This window comes from Kitasatospora sp. NPDC004669 (assembly GCF_040609455.1).
Classification (GTDB): domain Bacteria; phylum Actinomycetota; class Actinomycetes; order Streptomycetales; family Streptomycetaceae; genus Kitasatospora.
This window is the reverse complement of sequence record NZ_JBEXKB010000113.1, coordinates 1-18,287: the sequence shown is the minus strand read 5'-3', so window position 1 is coordinate 18,287 and position 18,287 is coordinate 1. Positions and strand designations below refer to the sequence as shown.

The 18,287-nt window shown below is 69.9% G+C and carries 16 protein-coding genes and 2 pseudogenes; 10 read left to right on the top strand and 8 right to left on the bottom strand.

Translation table 11 applies throughout. The features are described from left to right. Window positions 1-891, bottom strand: an 891-nt coding sequence (locus tag ABZW30_RS43570; RefSeq protein WP_355676874.1) for an IS256 family transposase, incomplete at its 3' end; no start/stop codon positions are given. A 477-nt stretch (window positions 892-1,368) separates the two neighbouring features. Here ABZW30_RS43570 and ABZW30_RS43565 point away from each other — a divergent pair. The 3 genes from ABZW30_RS43565 (at window position 1,369) to ABZW30_RS43555 (ending at window position 3,794) form a co-directional block, all read left to right on the top strand. Next, window positions 1,369-2,364, top strand: coding sequence for a hypothetical protein (locus tag ABZW30_RS43565; RefSeq protein WP_355676873.1), 996 nt, complete (start codon window positions 1,369-1,371; stop codon window positions 2,362-2,364). Window positions 2,365-2,826: 462 nt separating this feature from the next. Beyond that, on the top strand, window positions 2,827-3,132 hold the full coding sequence (locus ABZW30_RS43560) for a hypothetical protein (protein ID WP_355676872.1): 306 nt from the start codon (window positions 2,827-2,829) through the stop codon (window positions 3,130-3,132). A gap of 356 nt (window positions 3,133-3,488) precedes the next feature. Continuing rightward, window positions 3,489-3,794, top strand: coding sequence for a hypothetical protein (locus tag ABZW30_RS43555; RefSeq protein WP_355676871.1), 306 nt, complete (start codon window positions 3,489-3,491; stop codon window positions 3,792-3,794). A 145-nt stretch (window positions 3,795-3,939) separates the two neighbouring features. Here ABZW30_RS43555 and ABZW30_RS43550 read toward each other — a convergent pair whose 3' ends face one another. Next, on the bottom strand, window positions 3,940-4,131 hold the full coding sequence (locus ABZW30_RS43550) for a multicopper oxidase domain-containing protein (RefSeq protein WP_355676875.1): 192 nt from the start codon (window positions 4,129-4,131) through the stop codon (window positions 3,940-3,942). A gap of 293 nt (window positions 4,132-4,424) precedes the next feature. Further along, complete coding sequence (locus ABZW30_RS43545) at window positions 4,425-5,678, bottom strand: hypothetical protein (RefSeq protein WP_355676870.1); 1,254 nt, start codon at window positions 5,676-5,678, stop codon at window positions 4,425-4,427. An 83-nt stretch (window positions 5,679-5,761) separates the two neighbouring features. Between ABZW30_RS43545 and ABZW30_RS43540 the strand changes: the two genes are divergently transcribed. Continuing rightward, window positions 5,762-6,430 (top strand): response regulator transcription factor, encoded by a 669-nt coding sequence (locus ABZW30_RS43540; RefSeq protein ID WP_355676869.1) that lies wholly within the window; start codon window positions 5,762-5,764, stop codon window positions 6,428-6,430. 7 nt (window positions 6,431-6,437) lie between these two features. Then, the gene (locus tag ABZW30_RS43535) at window positions 6,438-7,781 is read left to right on the top strand and encodes a HAMP domain-containing sensor histidine kinase (protein ID WP_355676868.1); all 1,344 of its coding nucleotides are present in this window, start codon (window positions 6,438-6,440) and stop codon (window positions 7,779-7,781) included. Between the two features lie 143 nt (window positions 7,782-7,924). On the opposite strand, the pseudogene ABZW30_RS43530 reads toward ABZW30_RS43535, so the two are convergent. After that, window positions 7,925-8,305 (bottom strand): annotated as a pseudogene (locus tag ABZW30_RS43530) (50S rRNA methyltransferase); the annotation flags it as partial. 80 nt (window positions 8,306-8,385) lie between these two features. Between ABZW30_RS43530 and ABZW30_RS43525 the strand changes: the two are divergent. Continuing rightward, on the top strand, window positions 8,386-8,790 hold the full coding sequence (locus tag ABZW30_RS43525) for a VOC family protein (RefSeq protein ID WP_355676867.1): 405 nt from the start codon (window positions 8,386-8,388) through the stop codon (window positions 8,788-8,790). Between the two features lie 40 nt (window positions 8,791-8,830). Next, the gene (locus tag ABZW30_RS43520; RefSeq protein ID WP_355676866.1) at window positions 8,831-9,175 is read left to right on the top strand and encodes a S4 domain-containing protein; all 345 of its coding nucleotides are present in this window, start codon (window positions 8,831-8,833) and stop codon (window positions 9,173-9,175) included. A 300-nt stretch (window positions 9,176-9,475) separates the two neighbouring features. On the opposite strand, the gene ABZW30_RS43515 is transcribed toward ABZW30_RS43520, so the two are convergent. Together ABZW30_RS43515 and ABZW30_RS43510 are read right to left on the bottom strand one after the other, a co-directional pair. Continuing rightward, window positions 9,476-11,449: a S53 family peptidase gene (locus ABZW30_RS43515; RefSeq protein WP_355676865.1), complete on the bottom strand. Its 1,974-nt coding sequence runs from the start codon at window positions 11,447-11,449 to the stop codon at window positions 9,476-9,478. A gap of 398 nt (window positions 11,450-11,847) precedes the next feature. Further along, the gene (locus ABZW30_RS43510; protein ID WP_355676864.1) at window positions 11,848-13,278 is read right to left on the bottom strand and encodes a recombinase family protein; all 1,431 of its coding nucleotides are present in this window, start codon (window positions 13,276-13,278) and stop codon (window positions 11,848-11,850) included. Between the two features lie 420 nt (window positions 13,279-13,698). On the opposite strand from ABZW30_RS43510, the gene ABZW30_RS43505 reads away from it, so the two are divergent. The 3 genes from ABZW30_RS43505 to bfr all read left to right on the top strand — a co-directional run bounded on the left by ABZW30_RS43505 (window position 13,699) and on the right by bfr (window position 17,377). After that, window positions 13,699-14,766 (top strand): extracellular solute-binding protein, encoded by a 1,068-nt coding sequence (locus tag ABZW30_RS43505; RefSeq protein ID WP_355676863.1) that lies wholly within the window; start codon window positions 13,699-13,701, stop codon window positions 14,764-14,766. Between the two features lie 191 nt (window positions 14,767-14,957). Beyond that, the gene (locus tag ABZW30_RS43500) at window positions 14,958-16,559 is read left to right on the top strand and encodes a multicopper oxidase family protein (protein ID WP_355676862.1); all 1,602 of its coding nucleotides are present in this window, start codon (window positions 14,958-14,960) and stop codon (window positions 16,557-16,559) included. Between the two features lie 344 nt (window positions 16,560-16,903). Beyond that, window positions 16,904-17,377: a bacterioferritin gene (gene bfr / locus ABZW30_RS43495; protein WP_355676861.1), complete on the top strand. Its 474-nt coding sequence runs from the start codon at window positions 16,904-16,906 to the stop codon at window positions 17,375-17,377. A gap of 16 nt (window positions 17,378-17,393) precedes the next feature. Here bfr and ABZW30_RS43490 read toward each other — a convergent pair whose 3' ends face one another. Further along, window positions 17,394-17,579 carry a hypothetical protein gene (locus tag ABZW30_RS43490; RefSeq protein WP_355676876.1) on the bottom strand — a complete coding sequence of 62 codons (186 nt, stop codon included), beginning with the start codon at window positions 17,577-17,579 and terminating at the stop codon, window positions 17,394-17,396. Between the two features lie 122 nt (window positions 17,580-17,701). After that, window positions 17,702-17,884, bottom strand: a pseudogene (locus ABZW30_RS43485) (zinc permease); the annotation flags it as partial. Between the last annotated feature and the right edge of the window lie 403 nt (window positions 17,885-18,287).

The window sequence follows — 18,287 nt, the reverse complement described above, 5'->3', positions numbered from 1 at the left end:
CGACAATCGAGTTGGGACAGCATCTGTTCCGTGATCGCCATACCAGATCAACGAGCCGTTGCCCCCGAAGCAACAGGTTGATTCCTTACGGCTTCTGTGAACCCAGCACCTTTGTTCGCGGGTGTCGGGGAAGACCTCGCGCAGGGCCTTCCAGAACCCGAGTGCACCGTCGCCGACCGCCAGCGCGGGCGCGCGCATTCCCCGTCTTGCGCAGTCCCGCAGCAGCGAGGCCCAGGACTCGGACGACTCCCGGTAGCCGTCGGCCATCGCGACCAGTTCCTTGGTGCCGTCCGCACGCACGCCGATCACCACCAGGACGGCGGCCTTCGTCTCGTCCAGGCGTATGCGCAGGTGGATGCCGTCGACCCAGACGTAGACGTAGTCGGTGCCGGACAGGTCGCGCTCCTGGAATGCGGCGTGGTCGGCCTGCCACTGGGCGGTCAGCCGGGTCACCGTGGCCGGCGACAGTCCCGCCGAGCTCCCTAGGAACTGCTCCATGGCGGGCACGAAGTCGCCCGAGGACAGGCCGTGCAGGTAGAGCAGCGGCAGCACCTCGGCGATCTTCGGGGACTTGCGGCACCACGGCGGCAGGATCGCCGAGGAGAACCGCTTGCGCTCGCCGGTGTTCTCATCGACGCGCTTGTCATTCACCCGCGGGGCCTTGACCTCGATCATGCCGGCGGCGGTGGTGACCTGCCGGGGCTGGTGGTAGCCGTTGCGGACTATCAACCGCCGACCGTTGTCGTCCCGTTCGTGGGCCAACTCGGCGATGTAGGCGTTGACTTCTGCTTCCAGAGCGGCGGCCAGCATTCGCCTCGCGCCCTCGCGGACGATCTCGTCCAGCAGGGAGCCATCTCGCGTGGTGCCGTCCTCGTTGATTACGGTGAGCACAGGGCGTGCCTTCCCGACCGGCGCTGCAACGTCGGTCTTGCTCGGTGACCTATCGATCAATCACCCAGGAAGGTACGCCCTCCCGAGCCGATCCACAGGTTCTGAGCATTCCTCCTGACCGCACGTTCTGGCACGGATCTGGCACGGGCTCAGAGCGTTCGGACGCCAGGCAGTGTTCGATTCCTTCCACTCCCGTCATGGGCCATACCGGTCACGTCTTGCATCCGCTCGGGCGAGGCAGAGGCTGCCTCCGGTACACCTCCCGCTCAGCCGGGCACCCGTTCTTCCCGGGCAGGTGCTCAAGACCGTCGGTGCTGGAAACGACGGAGGGCAGCACGGTCGGGCGTCCCTTGTGTATCGGACAGGAGGAACTGGATGTTTGGGCGGGCACCCCAGGTAGTGTGGCGCCGCTGGGCGGCGACGGTGACGGTGGCGGCAGGTGCCGTTGGCTTGGTCGGAGTGGTCCCGGCTGCTGCCGTGGAGCACCCTGACAAGGGAACCGAGGTGGACTGCGGAGATAACCCTGGAGCCCTTCAGCCCGCGATCTCCGCTGCTCAGCCGGGGGATACGCTGCTGGTGAGAGGGACTTGCGAGGGTAACTTCACCATCCCCAAGGACCTAACCCTGATCGGCGAGAAACACAAACACGCTGTCCTCGACGGTAACCAGGCCGGCACTACTGTGATGGTTCCTGGCGGGCCCCGGCGGGTGGTGCTCAAGAATCTGAGCATCACCCGTGGCAGCGCCAATGACGGCGGCGGCATCCGCAACAGCGGCGGGCTGGTGCTGGACCACTCCATTGTGCAGAACAACACCGCGACGCACGAGGGAGGCGGCATCAAGAACGACGGCACGATGCTGCTGGACCACTCCACGGTGCAGAACAACACCGCGACGCACGACGGAGGCGGCATCAAGAACGACGGCTCGATGCTGCTGGACCACTCCACGGTGCAGGACAACACCGCTGCAAACAGCGGCGGCGGCATTCATAATGGGGGCGGCGGCGTTGCGACGCTGACCGGCTCCACGGTGCAGAACAACACCGCGACAAGCAAGGGCGGCGGCATCCAGGATGACAACGTACTGACGCTGACCGACTCCACGGTGCGGGGCAACACCGCAGCGATCGGCGGCGGTATCAACATCCGCAACTGGGCGACGCTGACCAACTCCACGGTGCAGGACAACACCGCAGCGACCGGTGGCGGTATCTACAACAACGGTGCGGCGACGCTGACCGGCTCCACGGTGCAGAACAACACCGGGACAAGCAAGGGCGGCGGTATCTACAACGACGGCACGGTGACCCTGTTCGCCTCCAAGGTGAAGGACAACACTGCGAACGGCGGCCCCGGTAGCGGCGGCGGCATCTTCACGAGCCAGGAAGTGCTGCTGCACGATTCAGAGGTACGCGACAACGAGCCGGACAACTGCGCCCCAACCGGGGCCGTCCCCGGCTGTAAAGGCTAGAAGGTCGCTGAAGATCTTGCTGGTGGAGGGGCTGTCCCGATTCGGGAACAGCCCCTCCTGCGCTATGTGGTTGCGGGGGTGAGGGTCCAGGTGAGGCCGAGGTTGATGAGGCGGCGGAGGTTGAGGGCTGCGGCGCGGTTGTGGAGCCAGGTGTTGTTCTTCAGAGCGCCTCGGTAGGGGACTCTGCGGTTGCCCCGGGCGACGAGCCAGTGGCGGCCAGGACCTGCGGCGGCATGCTCGGCCGCCCGTTCGTCGACGGGTACATGTCCGGGAACATCCCCACCGGGATCAGCTCCCGGCAGGTCTCCCACACGTTCGGCTCGACCGGATCCCCAACCCATTCCCCCTGCACACACAGCAGTCTGGCCTCCACCGCTCAGCGCGAGGCCAGACCGAGATCACGGCGAGCCCGTGCCGCACCCGGCAGGATGGGGCCCGTGCCGAAGAACCCCCCCGGAATCGATGCAGCACCACCTGCGCCAGTGCCTGAACCGTCATGCCCGCGAGCGCCGGCCGCACGTGAACGCCATCACGGTCCGCTTCCGCGCCGGATTCGCCTATGTGGATGCCGAGTTACCTGGCGAGCAGACTATCCCGCTGTGCCGCCTGCGGTTCACCGGCGTGCTGCACACCTGGGGCTTCGCTCTCTACCTGGCCAGCAACGACAGCTACCGGGACAACATCCTGCCCAGCGGACTGCCCGCCGGCTCCCCTGAAGAAGCGCTCGACTGCGCAGGAGACCTCTACCTCGGCGGAGCGACCGCCTGATCAACACCCCAACACCCCAAAGAGCGCGGCGATTGCCAGCGCCAGCACCAGGAGCGGGGCCGCCACCCAGACCGGGACCAGCACGCTTGCGCCGAACGCGTAGCCCAACTCCCGGAACCGCCTTGGTACGAACACCACCCGCGCACCCGCTGCGGCTGTTTTCACAACTCCCGCCAACGGGTATGAGCTTCGGATGGCCATGAGCCAAAGGTAGATCCTGGCACGGGAATTCGTAAGGTATCCGCAAGCTTACCTCGGCGCCTTGCCGTCTCTGGGGCGGATGCGAGGATGCGGGAGTGTATTGGTACCTGACTGTTCGCTCGGACTGTCGCTACGGGGAAAGCGTCCCGCCAAGCGTGCTGGTGGAGCTGCTGGACTCGGTGCCCGGCCTGCGGAGGAGCGACCTGGGCTGCTACGAGGCCGAGGATGGCCTCGACCGGCTCGATCTGTCGCTGATCGCGTGCAACGAGGCCGGTAACTACGCCGTCCACAAGGGCAAGGTGCCCGAGCGGATCAACATGGTGGAGCTGATCTGTTCCTCCGGTTCTCCCCAGGCCTACGAGAGCGCACTGGCGCTGGCGGTGAGGATTGCGGACACGCTCGGCTGGGAGGTCGCCGACCCCGATACCGACGAAGTCCTGCACGCAAGGCCGACCGGATGACCTTGGGCGATCGACCCGCGGCCGGATGCGTGGACCGCGACTACGGCCTGCGGGGCCGTTGCGGCCGGGCCGCCGACTGTCAGGCCGCCTGCTGGGGAACACCGCAGGACACTGGTACGTGCCGAGCAGATGTCGGCGGGAATGGTCAGCTGTCAGGTGGTCGAGGCTCCCGGCGCCACACACAGGAACGGGCCGTCCGACTGGCTCGAGGGCGACCGTGGAAGTGCAGATTGGTTGCGACCGGCAGGTGGTTCGCCAGGTGGACGGTGACGGCAGAAGCGGGCGCCACGCGGATGGTAGGGGCAACGAACCGGCGGTTGTCGGACTTGCCGTACAGGCTGCGGCCGGAGATGTCGAACCGGGCCTGCGCGGAGGTCAGGGTGATGGTCGGCGACGGCTGCTCGGCGGCATCGGCATCCGCCGGATCGGCGGAATACCTGACCGGACGTCATGCCCGCCTCCCGGGGACGGTCGATGGCGGCCCACCTGAGATCGCGCCAGCGTCGCCCGCCGGGGGGTGCGGCCCATGTGGTCGGTCATCCGGCGCATGGCCGGGTCCTTCATCCATTTGTGAAGTTGCCTTGATGGCCCGCCCCGGGGAGGTCGGGCCATCAAGGCGCTTGGGGGTTCTTAACCGAGTGAGGTGAGGAGGGTGTTGAGAGCGTCGACCTCGGTGGTCTTGTCCGGGTTCTTGGCGCGCAGCGCCTTCAGGACGTGGTCGATTTCGCCGTCGAGGAAGGTCCAGGCCTGCTCGTTCTTGGGTTCGAGGGTGGGCTGGGCGTCGTCCCATGCGGTTTCGAGGTCGGTCACCCGGGTGGTCGCGGCCGCCTGGTTGCCCGAGTTGAGCTTCGCCAGGGTGTCGGCCGTGATCGTGCGGAACTTCGCGATGTCAGCCGGGGGGAACGAGGACGTCGCCTGCTGGGGGGTGAGGGAGGCGGTCGCGGGTGCGGGGGCGTCGGCCTCGCCGGCCGCCGCCGCGTGCGGCTGCTGGTGCGCCCAGACGAGGAGGGCCGCGGTCGCGACCGCTACGACGGCGTAGTAGCCGAGCATGATCCGCTCACGCGCCGGGTTCACGGCCCGCGGGGTCTGGGACAGGTCGTCGGCCTCGATGACATCGCTGCGGCTACGCGTGAGGTAGAGGACCGTGGCGAGGATCGCGACCAGGAAGATCACGCTGGTCACCGCGGTGCCGAGGCCCAGGCCGCCCTGGTCGCCGGGCGAGCCGAGCCAGTCACCGAGGTTGGCGCCGAGCGGGCGGGTGAGGATGTAGGCCAGCCAGAAGGAGAGCACCGCGCCGGCGCCGAGGCGCCACCCGAGGACGATCGCCGCGATCAGCCCGAGGGGGAGGAGCACGGAGACGTCCGGGGTCCAGCCGGTCAGTTCCAGGGTCCAGTCGCCGGTCGCGGTGCCCAGGGCGAAGGTGACCAGGACCGCGAGCCAGTAGAAGAGTTCACGGGGACGGGTGACGATGCTGTGGATCGACAGGGTCCGCTCGCGGGCGTACCAGATCCCGAAGACGACGGTGAGGACGGCGGCGAACACGCTGCTGCTCACCGCGAGGGGAACGCCCTGGCTGTCCGTGAGGATGTCGGTGTAGAGGGTGCCGGTCACGCTCAGCACCACGACGGTGAGCCAGTATACGAACGGGATGTAGCGCTTGGTGCTGAGTTGCCAGCCCAGGACGGCGGCCAGAACGGCGGTGAAGATCAACGCGGTGTTGATCAGGCCGACGCCGAGGGTGGTGTTGATCCAGTCGGCGAAGCTCTCGCCGACCGTGGTGCACAGGACCTTGATCACCCAGAACCAGATCGTGACCTCGGGAACCTTGTTCAGCATCCGGTGGGCGTCGGGCCTGGCCGCGGCCCGTTCAGTGGTGGTAGCCATGGGGGCGAGGCTGACACAGCGGACCTGAACACAACCTGAGCACGGTTTCGGGGATGCGCCCCGGCCGGGCAATACTGGCCCGCATGACCGCTCACCGCGTGCTGGTCGTCGAGGACGACCACGGACTTCGCGACGTGCTCGCCCGAGGCCTGCGGGAGGAGCACTTCGAGGTGCTCACCGCCGCCGACGGGGCGGGCGCGCTGCGCGCCGTCCACGACCGGGTGGACGCCGTGGTCCTGGACATCGGCCTGCCCGACTCCGACGGGCGCGACGTCTGCCACGCCATGCGCGCGGCGGGCTTCGACGCGCCCGTACTCTTCCTCACCGCCCACGACACGCTGCCCGACCGACTGTCGGGCTTCTCGGCCGGGGGCGACGACTACCTCGCCAAGCCCTTCCATCTGACCGAGCTCGCGGCCCGGGTACGCGCTGCCCTGCGCCGCAACGCGCGCGAGCCCGGTGTTGAGGTCGACGGTCTGCGGCTGGACCCGGTCGCGCACGTACTGGAGCCCACGAGCGGCGAGGCGGTGGCACTCACCCCGACCGAGTTCCGGCTGCTGGCCTGCCTGATGTCCGCCCCCGGCGCGGTGGTCCGCAGGCGGACGCTGCTGCGGGCGGGGTGGCCCGAGGGCGCCCAGGTCAGTGACAACACCCTCGACCAGTACCTGGCGCGGCTACGGCGCAAGCTGCGGGAGGCGGGCAGCGCGCAGGGCATCCTGACGGTGCGCGGCGTCGGATACCGCTTCGCATGAGGACCCCATGAAGAAGATGAGAGCCCCCGCCACCCTGCGCGGGCGCCTCGCCCTGCTCGCCCTGGCCACCACCGCGATCTGGGTCGCCTTGCTCACCGCCGTCTTCAACGTGGAACTGGGCGCGCACCTGCGCCAGCAGTCCGACGACCTGGTGCGCACCCGCGCGCAGGCGGTGGCCGCGACCGTGGAGGCCCAACCGGACGGCCGGATCGTGGTACGTGAACCGACCGACGACACGGCGCTCGACGTCGGCATCTGGATCTACCAGGGCACCACGGCAATCGAGCGCCCCAGCGCATCGAGCGCGCTCCAGGACCGTGCGGACCACCTGGCCGGGAACGGAGAGACCTTCACGGACACCTCCGAACCGCACGCCTTCCGGATGTACGCGCTGCCCGTCATGACAGGCGACCACCAGGTGGGCACAGTCGTCGCCTCGGTCAACCTGGACGCGTACCGATCCAGCGCCCGGTCGGCGCTGGCCGGTTCGATAGGACTCGGCGTACTGCTGCTCGGCGGCATCTACCTGGTCACCCGCACCGTAGTCGGCCGGGCCCTACGGCCGGTCGGCCAGATGAGCGCCCAGGCCTCCGAGTGGAGCGAGCACGGCACCACCCAGAGGTTCGGCGCCGAAGGCCACCTCGCCGAACTCGCCGGGCTCGCTGGCAACCTCGACGAACTCCTCGACCGCCAAGCCGCCCTGCTGCGCCACGAGCAACAGTTGACGGCCGAGCTCTCCCACGAGCTGCGCACCCCCCTGGCCAGGATCACCGCCGAGACCGACTGGCTCACCACCCGTCCCCGGGACGCCGCCGACCAACGCACCTCGCACGAGGCCATCGCCACCGCCGCGGCCCAAATGCGGCGGATCTGCGAGACGCTGCTCTCCGAGGCCCGAACCCGCAGCGCCCAGGTGCCCGGCCGCTGCGCCGTGGACGACGTGGCCCGCGCACTGGCCCGGCGCAGCGCCGAGGAACACCCCGACGCTCCGCCCGTCACCGTGGCCGGCGACGGCGCGACCGCGGGCATCTCCGACGCGCTCATGGAGCGCATCCTGACGCCGCTGCTCGACAACGCCCGCCGCTACGCGGTGCGCCGGATCACGGTGGAGTCCGAGCGGCGGCCCGGCGGGGTGCAGGTGACGATAGCCGACGACGGCTGCGGCGTGCCCGAGACGATGGGCAAGGCCGTCTTCGAGGCGGGCCGCCGCGCCCACCCGGGCGACGGCCACGACGGCGCAGGCCTCGGCCTTCCCCTGGCCCGCCGCCTCGCCCGCGCCGCCGGGGGCGACATCACCCTCGCGCACTCGTCCGAGGGCGCGAGGTTCGTGGTGTTGCTTCCCGCAGGTTGACGGACGGGACACGACGGAGGCATCGGATCGGTCAATGGCGAGCCCGTGGCGCCGACGATCGTCGGTGCCACGCGCTCAACGAGGACCCGGCGAAGGTGCGCCAGGCCGCGCGCCCCTCCTGGTCTCACACCGGACGGGCTCGGGAGGACGTCGATGCGCTCGGGCGGGGTGTCGCGGGTGGTGAGCAGCCGGGCGGGTCGGTGGTGGCGCCGGCCCGGGCGAGGTTGGCGTGGGTGGCCTCGCGGCCGAGGTGGGAGTCGGAGATCTGCACGGACTCAGGGGGCGAGCGCGGTGGTCAGGGAGCCCCAGCGGTCGCCGAGGACGACGATCCGGCGGCCGTCCAGTTCGGTGGCGGTGCCGTCGGCGCTGTCCGTCTCGCCCGCGAGGTGGCGCAGGAGGTACTCGTCGGCGGCGTCCTAGGCGCGCAGCCGCTCGTGCGGGTCCTCGGGGTGGCGGGTGAGCCGGAAGGTGCCCCACGGGGTGGTGAACGGGGTCGCGGCGGCGGGCGTGCTCTGGGGATTCACCGTGTTCTCAGGCTATCCGACGGCTCGACCGGGAAGGGCGGACGGATACTGGAAGAGCCCAGCCGAGAGGGGTGAGGGCGATGGACTGGAAGCTCGAAGTCGTGGTTGTCCCGGTGGCGGACGTGGACCGCGCGAAGCTGTTCTACGAGGAGCAAGCCGGCTTCACGGTCAACCACGACACCCGGCTGCGGGACGGCGTCCGGGTGGTCCAGCTGACTCCCCCGGGCTCGACCTGCTCGATCGTGGTGGGCACCGGGGTGATCGATTCGGCGCCCGGGTCGGTGAAGGGACTCCAACTGGTGGTGCCGGACATCGACAAGGCGCACGCCGAACTGGTGGCGCGGGGCGCCGAGGTCAGCCCCGTCCAGCACTTCGAGGCGGGGGCGCGGGTGAATGAGCACGGGGAGGCGTGGAACTCCTTCGTGTTCTTCAACGACCCGGACGGCAACGGCTGGGCGGTCCAGGAAGCGCCCAGGGCGGCGTAGTCAGTCGGATCTGAAGTCGATCGGCTCTTGAACTGCGGGAATGGCTGAAGGCGAGGGAAGCGTCCGGGGCAGCTGGGTCTGGTGGGTCCGGCTGACGAAGGCGCGTGGGCTGGCGGCGACGGCCTGCTGGGCCGGGCACGTGCGGGTGAACGGCGAGCCGGCCAAGCAGGCGCAGTCGCTGCGGCCCGGGGACGAGGTCCGGGTCCGCGAGGAGGTGGCCGTAGAGGTTGATGGCGACTGTAGAGTGGCGCAGGGTCTTGGAGACGACGGCGAGGGGGATGCCGGCGGCGGTGTAGCGCAGGTCGTGGAGGCCGATGCGGGGGAGGCCCAGAACGATGGTGTGTTTGCGGAACTGGTCGAGGACCCACCGCGGGCGAGGCGGTGAGCCGCCAGGCGGGCGAAGACGGGGCCCTCCAGGCTGCCGGCGGAGTGGGCGGCTATCTGGAGGACGGCCAGGTCACCGGTCCGAGCGCGGCTTCGCCCTCGCCGCCATCAGCCACGATCTGTCGCCGGTGGCCGATCCTGCCGACGCGGTGATCACCTGATCGCGGCCTCCTCGGGCAGGGCGAACCCGGCGGGTGTCGAGGGGCGGTAGCCGGGCTCGGTCCTGGTGGCCCGACACGGCGACGGGCGTGCCGGTGGGGCCGCGGTCGGCCGCGGCCCCACCGATTGACCTGCTGATGGGTCAGGAGACGGTCACGTCGTCGTAGTAGGTGTAGGTCGGGTCACCCGGGTAGTTGTCGTCGTGGTTCGACAGGGTGAGGGTGTAGCTGTGGCCCGGGGTCACGGTCGCCGTCTTGTTGGCCCAGGCCGAGGTGGCGGCGCAGGTCTTGGCGAGGACGGTGGTGGTGGTGCCGGTGGTGTTGTCCTTCAGGGTGGCGGTGGCCCAGTCGTAGGTGAGGGTGTCCGGGCAGGTGTTGCTGTACCAGAAGGACAGCTTGCTGGAGCCGGCCGGCGCGGTGAAGGTCTGGGCGATCGAGGAGTTGGCGCTCGGGTTGGTCGAGCCGACCATGGCGCCGTAGCTGCCGGTGTGGGCGGCGGCGGTGGTGGCGGAGGTGGAGCCGGCGGAGGTCCAGCCGGTCAGGTTGCCGGTCTCGAAGCCGCCGTTGGTGATGGCGTTGCCGCCGGATCCGGTCACGGTCCAGGTGAAGCTGGTGGAGCCGGTGGCGCCGGTGGTGTCGCGGGCTGTGACGGTGACGTTGTAGCTTCCGGCGGTGGTGGCGGTGCCGCTGATCAGGCCGCTGGAGCTGATGGACAGGCCGGCCGGCAGGCCGGTGGCCGAGTACGTCAGGGTTTGGCCTGAGGCGGAGTCGCTGGCGTGGATCTGCAGCGAGGCGGCGGCGCCGGCGGCGCTGGTCTGGCTGCCCGGGTTGGTGACGGTGACCGTGTTGCCGGTGCTGCTGCCGGCCGAGAAGGCGGCCAGGCCGTTGGGGGTGCCGAGGCCGGTCGGGCCGTCGTAGCCGGCGCCCGCGGTGCACAGGTACGACGGTGAGCAGGTGCCGTTGGCGCCGCTGGTGACGTCGTTCAGTGAACCGGTGTGCTGGTACGGGTACTTGGTCGGGTAGTCGCTCGCGCCCGGGGTTCCGGCGTCGGCGTAGACGGCGGCGATGATCGGAGCGGAGGCGCTGGTGCCGCCGTAGACGGCCCAGCCGCTGCCGCCGTAGGTCTGGTAGACCGCGACGCCGGTGGCCGGGTCGGCGACCGCCGACACGTCGGCGATGGTGCGGTTGGAGCAGCCGCTGTCGGTCTGCCAGCTGGGCTTGGGGTCGTAGGCGGAGCAGCCGGAGCCGGCGCCGTTGCCGCCCGCGCTGGAGCCCCAGACGGTCTCGCCCCAACCACGGGAGCTGGAGTCACGGCTCAGCGAGGTGCCGCCGACCGAGGTGACGTACTGGGAGCCCGCCGGGTACTGGGCGCCGTAGCCGGAGTCGCCGGAGGAGACGGTGATGACGACGCCGGGGTGGTTGAAGTACTGGCTGTCCGAGGTGGTGTCGGTCGAGTCCTCGGGGCCGCCGTAGCTGTTGGAGACGAACTTGGCGCCCTGGGTGACGGCCTGGTTGACCGAGGCGCCGAGGTCGGCCATGGTCGCCGAGTTGGCCTCGACCAGCAGGATGTGGGCGTTCGGGGCGACGGCGGAGACCATGTCGAGGTCGAGGGAGATCTCGCCCGCCCAGCCGGTGTCACCGGCCGGGTAGCTGGTGCCGCCGTTCTGGTCGATCTTCTTGAAGCAGCCGTTGGCGGTGGTGCACGCAGGCAGCCCGTACTGCGTGCGGTAGGTCGCCAGGTCGGACTCGGCGTTGGGGTCGTCGTTGGCGTCGACGATGGCGATGGTCTGTCCCGCGCCGCCGTTGGCCGACAGGCTGTAGGCGCTCTGGAGGTCGCCCGGCCCGTAGCCGGACGGCGTCGCGTTCGGCGACACGGCGTTGAGGGAGAACGCGTGCGGCTGAACGACGTCGGTGCGTACCAGGGCGTTGCAGGCCATCTGGTGACGCTGGGTCGGTTTGGCGCAGACGTGCTTGGCGTTCGCGCCGGACGCGGTGGTCGCGGCGTCGGACGGCGCCGCGACGGCGAGGCCGGCGGCCACCACGGCGCCGACCGCGAGGGACGCGGTGGTCGCCCGGAGCCCGCCGCGGCGTAGCGCTGAGCGGATGAGGGTGTGCAACTTAGCCCTCCCGTATGGGGGTTGGGCCCCGGTCAGGCGAGGACACGCCTTTGTGGGGGTGCCGGTTCTCGGGCAGGCCCGGGGATGAGGGGGAACGCGCACGTGCAGACGGCTGCCCAGGCGGCTCGGCCGGGGGCGGGGCGACAAGGCCTCCGGAGGGGGAAACGGGAGCCCAGCCGAATGGGGGTGTTCTGGGCATGCCATGGGGGTGGTGCTGAGCCTCTACGGCGTCAGCGGCAGAAAGGTAGCGAAGCGCGGACCCGCGAACAAGGCGGATGTCCGCGCCATGACCGAGGCTTGACCGGGCGGGATGTCGCCATTGGCGTGCTCACGCCGCCCCGCCGGCTGAGCGCCGGTTCACCTCGTGCACGGAACGGCCGAGGCCAGCGCGGAAGTGCTCAGCCCGTCGGGCCCGGCGGGCTATACCCGATCAGGTTGATGCGGTCGTAGTCGAACACACCAGGGCCGGTCGCGGAAGGGCCGATCCGGATCGAGGAGAAGAGCAGACGCAGCACGGTCGCTCTGCGCTCTGGCGGCAGCCGGTGCCAATGGAACCGGGCATCAGGTCCGGTGGCCACACCGTCGAGGGCCTCGACCGGTCGTACTCTGACGCCGAAGTGAACTGCCCGAACGCGTTTGAGCGCGGCGGCACGGAGTGTGACGTACTCGGCGGGGGTGAGCCGCTCGTTCTCGCGCAGACCGGCGAGCTGGGCAAGGTGCTCAAGGTCGGTGTCGAGGTCGGCGAGGTGGCCGTCGGCCGGGTCCGGTGCTGAGAGAGGGGCGATGTTGTCGCCGCCCTGCCACTGTTCAAGGGCGGTGACGGCTGACTCCGCCACGAAGGCCTCCAGTCGTCCGGCGGCGATGTGTCGTCGGCAGCGATCTGTCGCCAGCCCGCTCTTGGCCGTGCAGGAGTAGAAGGGGTAGGTGCCGATCATGTGGCCGACCATGTGGCGGTCGCACCTTGCGCACAGGAGAAGTCCGGTCAACGGGTAGAGGCGTGGGGGGCGTTGACCGACGGCACTGGCCTGACTACGGCTCTCACGCAGGTCGCGGACCTGTTCCCACTCGGCGTCGCTGACGCACGGCTCCCAGGTGGCCCTGACGTAACCGCCGTCCGGCTCGCGCAGGACGCCGCCGCGGAAGACGCGCAGCCCCGCGTATCGGGGCGCGTCGAGGACGCGGGCGACGCCGCCGACGGTCCAGCGGCGGCCGCCGGAGGTCGGCACGCCGCGGGTCGACTCCCCGGCCAGGAAGCGGCTGTAGATCTCCCGGACGATGAGCGCCTCGGCCTCGATCAGGCGATAGGTGCCGGCCTCGTAGCCGTAGGCGCGCCGTCCGCCGCCGTGGGGGCGACCTCGGGCCGCGGTGAGCTCGTGTGCGGCTTTGGCGGTGGCGGACACGCCCGAGGCGGCACGGCAGGCGCGTTCGGCATCACCGAGCAGCAGGCGACGCTGCTCGGGGTCGGTGAGATCGCGGCCGGCGACGCAACCATGGAGGAGGATGCCATGGGCCTCGGCGGTTCGAAGCAGTTCCACCAAGTCGAAGGGCTGCCAGATCAGTTGCTCCGGCTCGTAGCAGACGAGGTGCCGGAAGGCGCCGGCACGGGCTGCGGCGAGCATCGCCTCCCAGCCCGACCGGGTCCGGTCTCGTTGCCAGGACATCGCCCGGGTGTCGAGATACACGTGCCGGGGGTCGACCTGGATTCCGAGTTCCCACGCGAGTTCGCGGCAGCCGCGCTCCCGGCGGTCCACGGTGGTCTGGTCCCGGCAGCGCAGGTGGGGGATGCGGCAGTAGATCGCGCCCTCGTCCGAGGGCAGGGTCGGTCTCACCTCTGGCAGATCCGGACGGCGCAGGCCGTGGCCGGCTGCCGCGCGGTGACGGGTCGGCGCTGTACGGCCACGTGATCGCTCCTGCGGTTTCGGCGGACGGGCTCGTAGCGAGAGCCGTGCGCAGCAGAATAGGCAAGGCTTGCCTTAGGCCCCAGTCCTGACTGGTGGGGAGGGAACTGTCGGCGGAATCCCCGACTTCCTCTGTGGGCGCACGGCCGCCTCCCCCTGGGGCGCGCCACTCTCCTGCCGGCGGGCCGGTACTCAATCGAGACCTGATCAAGCCCATCTCGGCTTGTTAGGTGAGGCTTGCCTGTCCTACAGTCCTCGGCGCCGGGTCCGCACTCCGCGGACCGCCGACCACCGGGGGGTCGTCCGGCTCCATTCGTCATCGACCGTCCTGCCTGGATCGGAGAACCCATCGTGCCCAGAACCGCACGCCCGCTCGTCGCCGTCGCCGCCCTGTCCGTCGCCTGCCTCGCCCTGTCGGCCTGCGGCACCTCGGCCGGAAAGCCCGCCGCGGATGCCTCGCCCTCCGTGAGCGGCCAGTCGCTGGCAGGCCAGTCGATCACGCTCTACAGCGGCCAGCACGAGGAGACCACGAAGGCACTGGCGGCCGACTTCGAGAAGCGCACCGGCGTCAAGGTCCAGCTGCGTTCCGGGGATGAGGCAGAGCTGGCCAACCAGATCCTCCAGGAGGGTGGCGCCTCGCCGGCGGACGTGTTCTACGCCGAGAACCCCCCGGCGCTGACCGTCCTGGAGAACAAGGGGCTGCTCGCGCAGGTGCAGGGGGACACCCTCAAGTCCGTTCCGGCCGAGGACAGTTCGCCCAAGGGCGACTGGGTCGGCGTCTCCGCTCGCACGGCCGCGTTCGTCGCCGCCACCGGCACCCCGGCCGACACCGCTCCGCCGGCCTCCGTGCTCGACCTGGCCAAGCCGGAGTGGAAGGGCCGCCTGGGCATCGCGCCGAGCGAGACCGACTTCGCGCCGATTGTCACCCGCGTGCTGAAGGCCGGTGGTGCGGACGCGGCCAAGCAGTGGGTGGCCGGCCTGAAGGCGAACGCGAAGGTCTACAGCAGCAACGAGGACCTGGCCAACGCCGTCAACAGCGGTGAGGTCCAGGGTGGGGTGGTCGACCACTACTACTGGTACCGCCTGCGCGACGAGAAGACTGCGGCCGGCACCAAGAGCGTGCTGCACTACTTCACCAAGGGTGACGCGGGCGCGCTGGTCGACGTCTCCGGTGCCGCCGTGCTGGGCAGCAGCAAGCACCAGGCCGCCGCCCAGGCCTTCCTCGCCTACCTGGCCAGCGCCCCCGCGCAGACCGTGATCGCCAACTCCCAGAGCTACGAGTACCCGCTGGTCGCGGGGGTGAAGAGCAAGGAGAACCTGCCCGCGCTCGACTCGATCGGCACCGTCGCCCCCGTCGCGGACCTCGGCGACGGCAAGGACGCCCTGCAGCTCCTCCAGGATGCCGGCCTGCTCCAGTAGGCCTCTTCTCCGCTCGCACGCGGTGGCCGGACGCTCGCCCGCGTCCGGCCATCGGCCGCGTCCGACGGTCACGCGATCGAGACGGGCAACGCCGCCGGGAGCCAAGTCGGCCCGCAATTCGGCGACTTGAGGAGCGAACACCGGACCGGCGCGGCATCCTGTGTTCCCAACCCTCATGAAGTGGAGAACCGATGTCCGACGACATCGAAGGACCGGCCGGTACCCACCGGCTGCAGATACGGCGTACCAGACGTGTGTTCCACGCCATGGCCGCGGTGGCGCTGCTGATATCGGCGGCTGCTGTCGGCACCGAGGCGATGGCGGCTTCCCCGGCGGACGCCGGGCCGCCGTCCACCGCCGACCAGGAGAAGGGAATGACAGTCGGGCAGCCCTTCCACGACCCTGCCAACGCCGACACCGACGGCGATGCCGATCGGAACCTGACGATCACCCTGGACGCGAAGCAGGCCCGGTTCGACGTCTCCGGTCGCAAGGTGTACGGCGAGTCCTACGACGGCTCCTTCGTCGCCCCCACCATCCACGCGGCACCGGGTTCGGCTGTCACCGTCCGCCTGGTCAATCACCTGCCGGTCGCCACCAACCTGCACTTCCACGGCCTGCACGTCTCGCCCGAGGGGCAGTCCGACGACTCCTTCCTGTGCGTCTCGCCAGGAGCATCGACCACCTACCGGCTGGCGATCCCCGCGAACCACCCGCTCGGCACTTACTGGTACCACAGCCACGCCATGGGCACGACCTGTCCCGCCCCGGGCTCCCAGGGCATGTCCGACATGGGCTTCATGCCCGGCGATGTGGAGAACCAGATCTTCGCGGGCCTGTCCGGAGCCCTGGTCGTCGGCGACGACCGCACTCTGCTGCCGAAGCAGTTGCGGCACATCGCCGCGCACACCGTCGTCCTGAAGGACGTCCAGCTCGACTCCGCCGGGCACATCCCGCAGAACGCCGCCGGAGCGTCGATCAACTCCAACAACCCGACCGTGCGCCTGGTCAACGGCCAGCTGCGGCCGGTGCTGTCCATGCGCCCGAACGAGACCCAGCTGTGGCGCCTGGTCAACGCCGGAGCCGACATCTTCTACCAACTCCAGCTGGACGGTCACCACTTCACCGTCATCGGCGAGGACGGCACCCCCGTCGCGCACGTCACCAACGCGGACACCCTGCTGCTTCCCCCGGGCAAACGCTACGACGTCCTCGTCACCGCGAACGCCAACCCCGGCCAGGCCACGCTGCGCACGACCGCCTACGGCAACGGCCCCCAGGGCGACTCCTACCCGGACACAGCACTGGCCACCGTCAAGGTCGCCGGCCACCCCGAGCGCCGGATGCCGGACGTGACCGGCGCCATGCCGACCGCGCCAGCAGACCTGTCGGCCGTGCCGATCGCCCAGCGCCGCACCCTGGACCTGTCCGAGAACGGCGACGGCACGGTCTTCTACATCAACGGCAAGCAGTTCTCCATGGACGGCTCCGTGTTCGACACCCCGGCGAAGCTCGGCACGGTCGAGGAGTGGACCATCGTCAACCACTCCGGCGAGGACCACCCCTTCCACCTGCACACCAACGCCTTCCAGGTGGCGTCCGTCAACGGCGCGGCCCAGCCCTACACCCACCGCCAGGACATCATCCCCGTCCCGCACGCGGTCGACGGCGTACCGGGCCAGGTCGTGATCCGGGTCAACTTCGCCGACTACCCCGGCAAGTGGATGTTCCACTGCCACATCGCCGCCCACGAGGACAACGGCATGATGAGCTACATCAACGTCGTCCGCTGACACCGCCACGACACGACAGCCAGGCCGGGCGCACGTGCCACGGGAGCACCGTGCACGTCGCCCGGCCCGGCTAAGTGCGATCGTCGCCGCACCGTAGGTTCGGCCCGGTCCCGCTGCTCAGGAGGGTGGGGGTCGGGCCCGTCGTACGGTGGAGGTACGGTCGGTCCGGTCTCGCGGCGTTTCGCGGTCCGCCGCACGGGAGCGAATCAGGAGTCCCATTCACCCGAAGTCCGGGCCGGCGTCGTTGCTCGGGCGAGTGGTGGCGGGCCCGTCGTACGGTGAAGGTATGGCCGGCCCGGTCTCACGGCCTCCATGGTCGCGCGCGGGAGAGAATCGAGAGCGCCATGCAGGGCGATCCTGAGATTGTGGAGTTCCTCAACGAGCAGTTGACTGCGGAACTGACGGCGATCAACCAGTATTTCCTGCACGCCAAGATGCAGGAGAGCAACGGCTGTACGAAGCTGGCCGCCCATACCCGGGCCGAGTCCTTCGACGAGATGAGGCACGTCGAGACGCTCACCGACCGGATTCTCCTGCTGGAGGGGTTGCCGAACTACCAACGGCTGTTCCACGTGCGGATCGGGCAGACGGTCAAGGAGATGTTCGAGGCGGACCGGGAGGTGGAGGTCGAGGCGATCGACCGGCTCAGGCGCGGAATCGTGGTGATGCGTGCCAAGGACGATGTCACGTCGGCGAACATCTTCGAGGACATCCTCGCCGACGAGGAGCAGCACATCGACTACCTGGACACGCAGCTGGAGTTGCTGGAGAAGCTCGGCGAGCCGCTGTATCTGGCCCAGGTGATCGAACAGCCGTAGCGTGCACGGTCGGTCCTCAGACTCCGACGGCGATGAGGACGGCGTCGGTGGCGAAGCCGGGCAGCAGCCCGACCAGGATCATCCCGGTGGTCAGCTCCTTCATCGCCGCGCGGCGTGCGACGGCCAGCAACTCGATGACCACGTAGAGGATCGATCCGGCAGCCAGGCCCAGGAAGGCGACGCTGACGGTCTCGTTGACCATCTGCTGCCCGATGGGGTGCCGACGAAGGTCGGGCCGCCGCCGATCAGGCGGAGCACGGCCAGGCTGCCCCAGGACGGGCGTTCGCCCGCGGCGGCCAGTGGGGCGACGATGCCGAAGCCCTCGGTCGCGTTGTGCAGGCCGAAGCCGATCACCAGCAGGACGGCCAGCGAGAGCTCGCCCGCCGCGGCGGAGTTGCCGATGGCCAGGCCCTCCGCGAAATTGTGCAGGCCGATGCCCACGGCGATTATCAGCGTGAGGTCCGCGGCGCGGGAGCGGGCTCTCGGGGCCAGTTCGGTGGCGGCCATCGCTCCGGGCCCGTGTGACAGCGGGGGAGCGGGTGTGCTGCGGCGGGCCGCCCATCGGTCGTACCGGACCAGTCCGGCCAGCCTGACGGTCAGACCCGCGGCGAGCACCGCGCCGTCGCCGGCCGATGGGGCAGGCCCAGGTAGATGGTGAAGCCCGGCCGAGCAGGGCGATTTCCGGGCCGGACATGGCGAGTCTCCGGGGGGCTCGGCGACGGGAGGACCGCAGCCGGATTGGTAAGCCGTGCCTAAAACTCTCCGCCAATCTTTGCCGCCGCGACGTCCGGACGCACCGGCGGCCAGGTGGCGTTGGTGCCGAGGTCGAGGACGGTGTCGGTGTGGCGGTGGATCAGCGGCAGGTCGTGGCTGATCAGGACGAGGGTGAGGCCGTGGTCGGCGCGCAGCC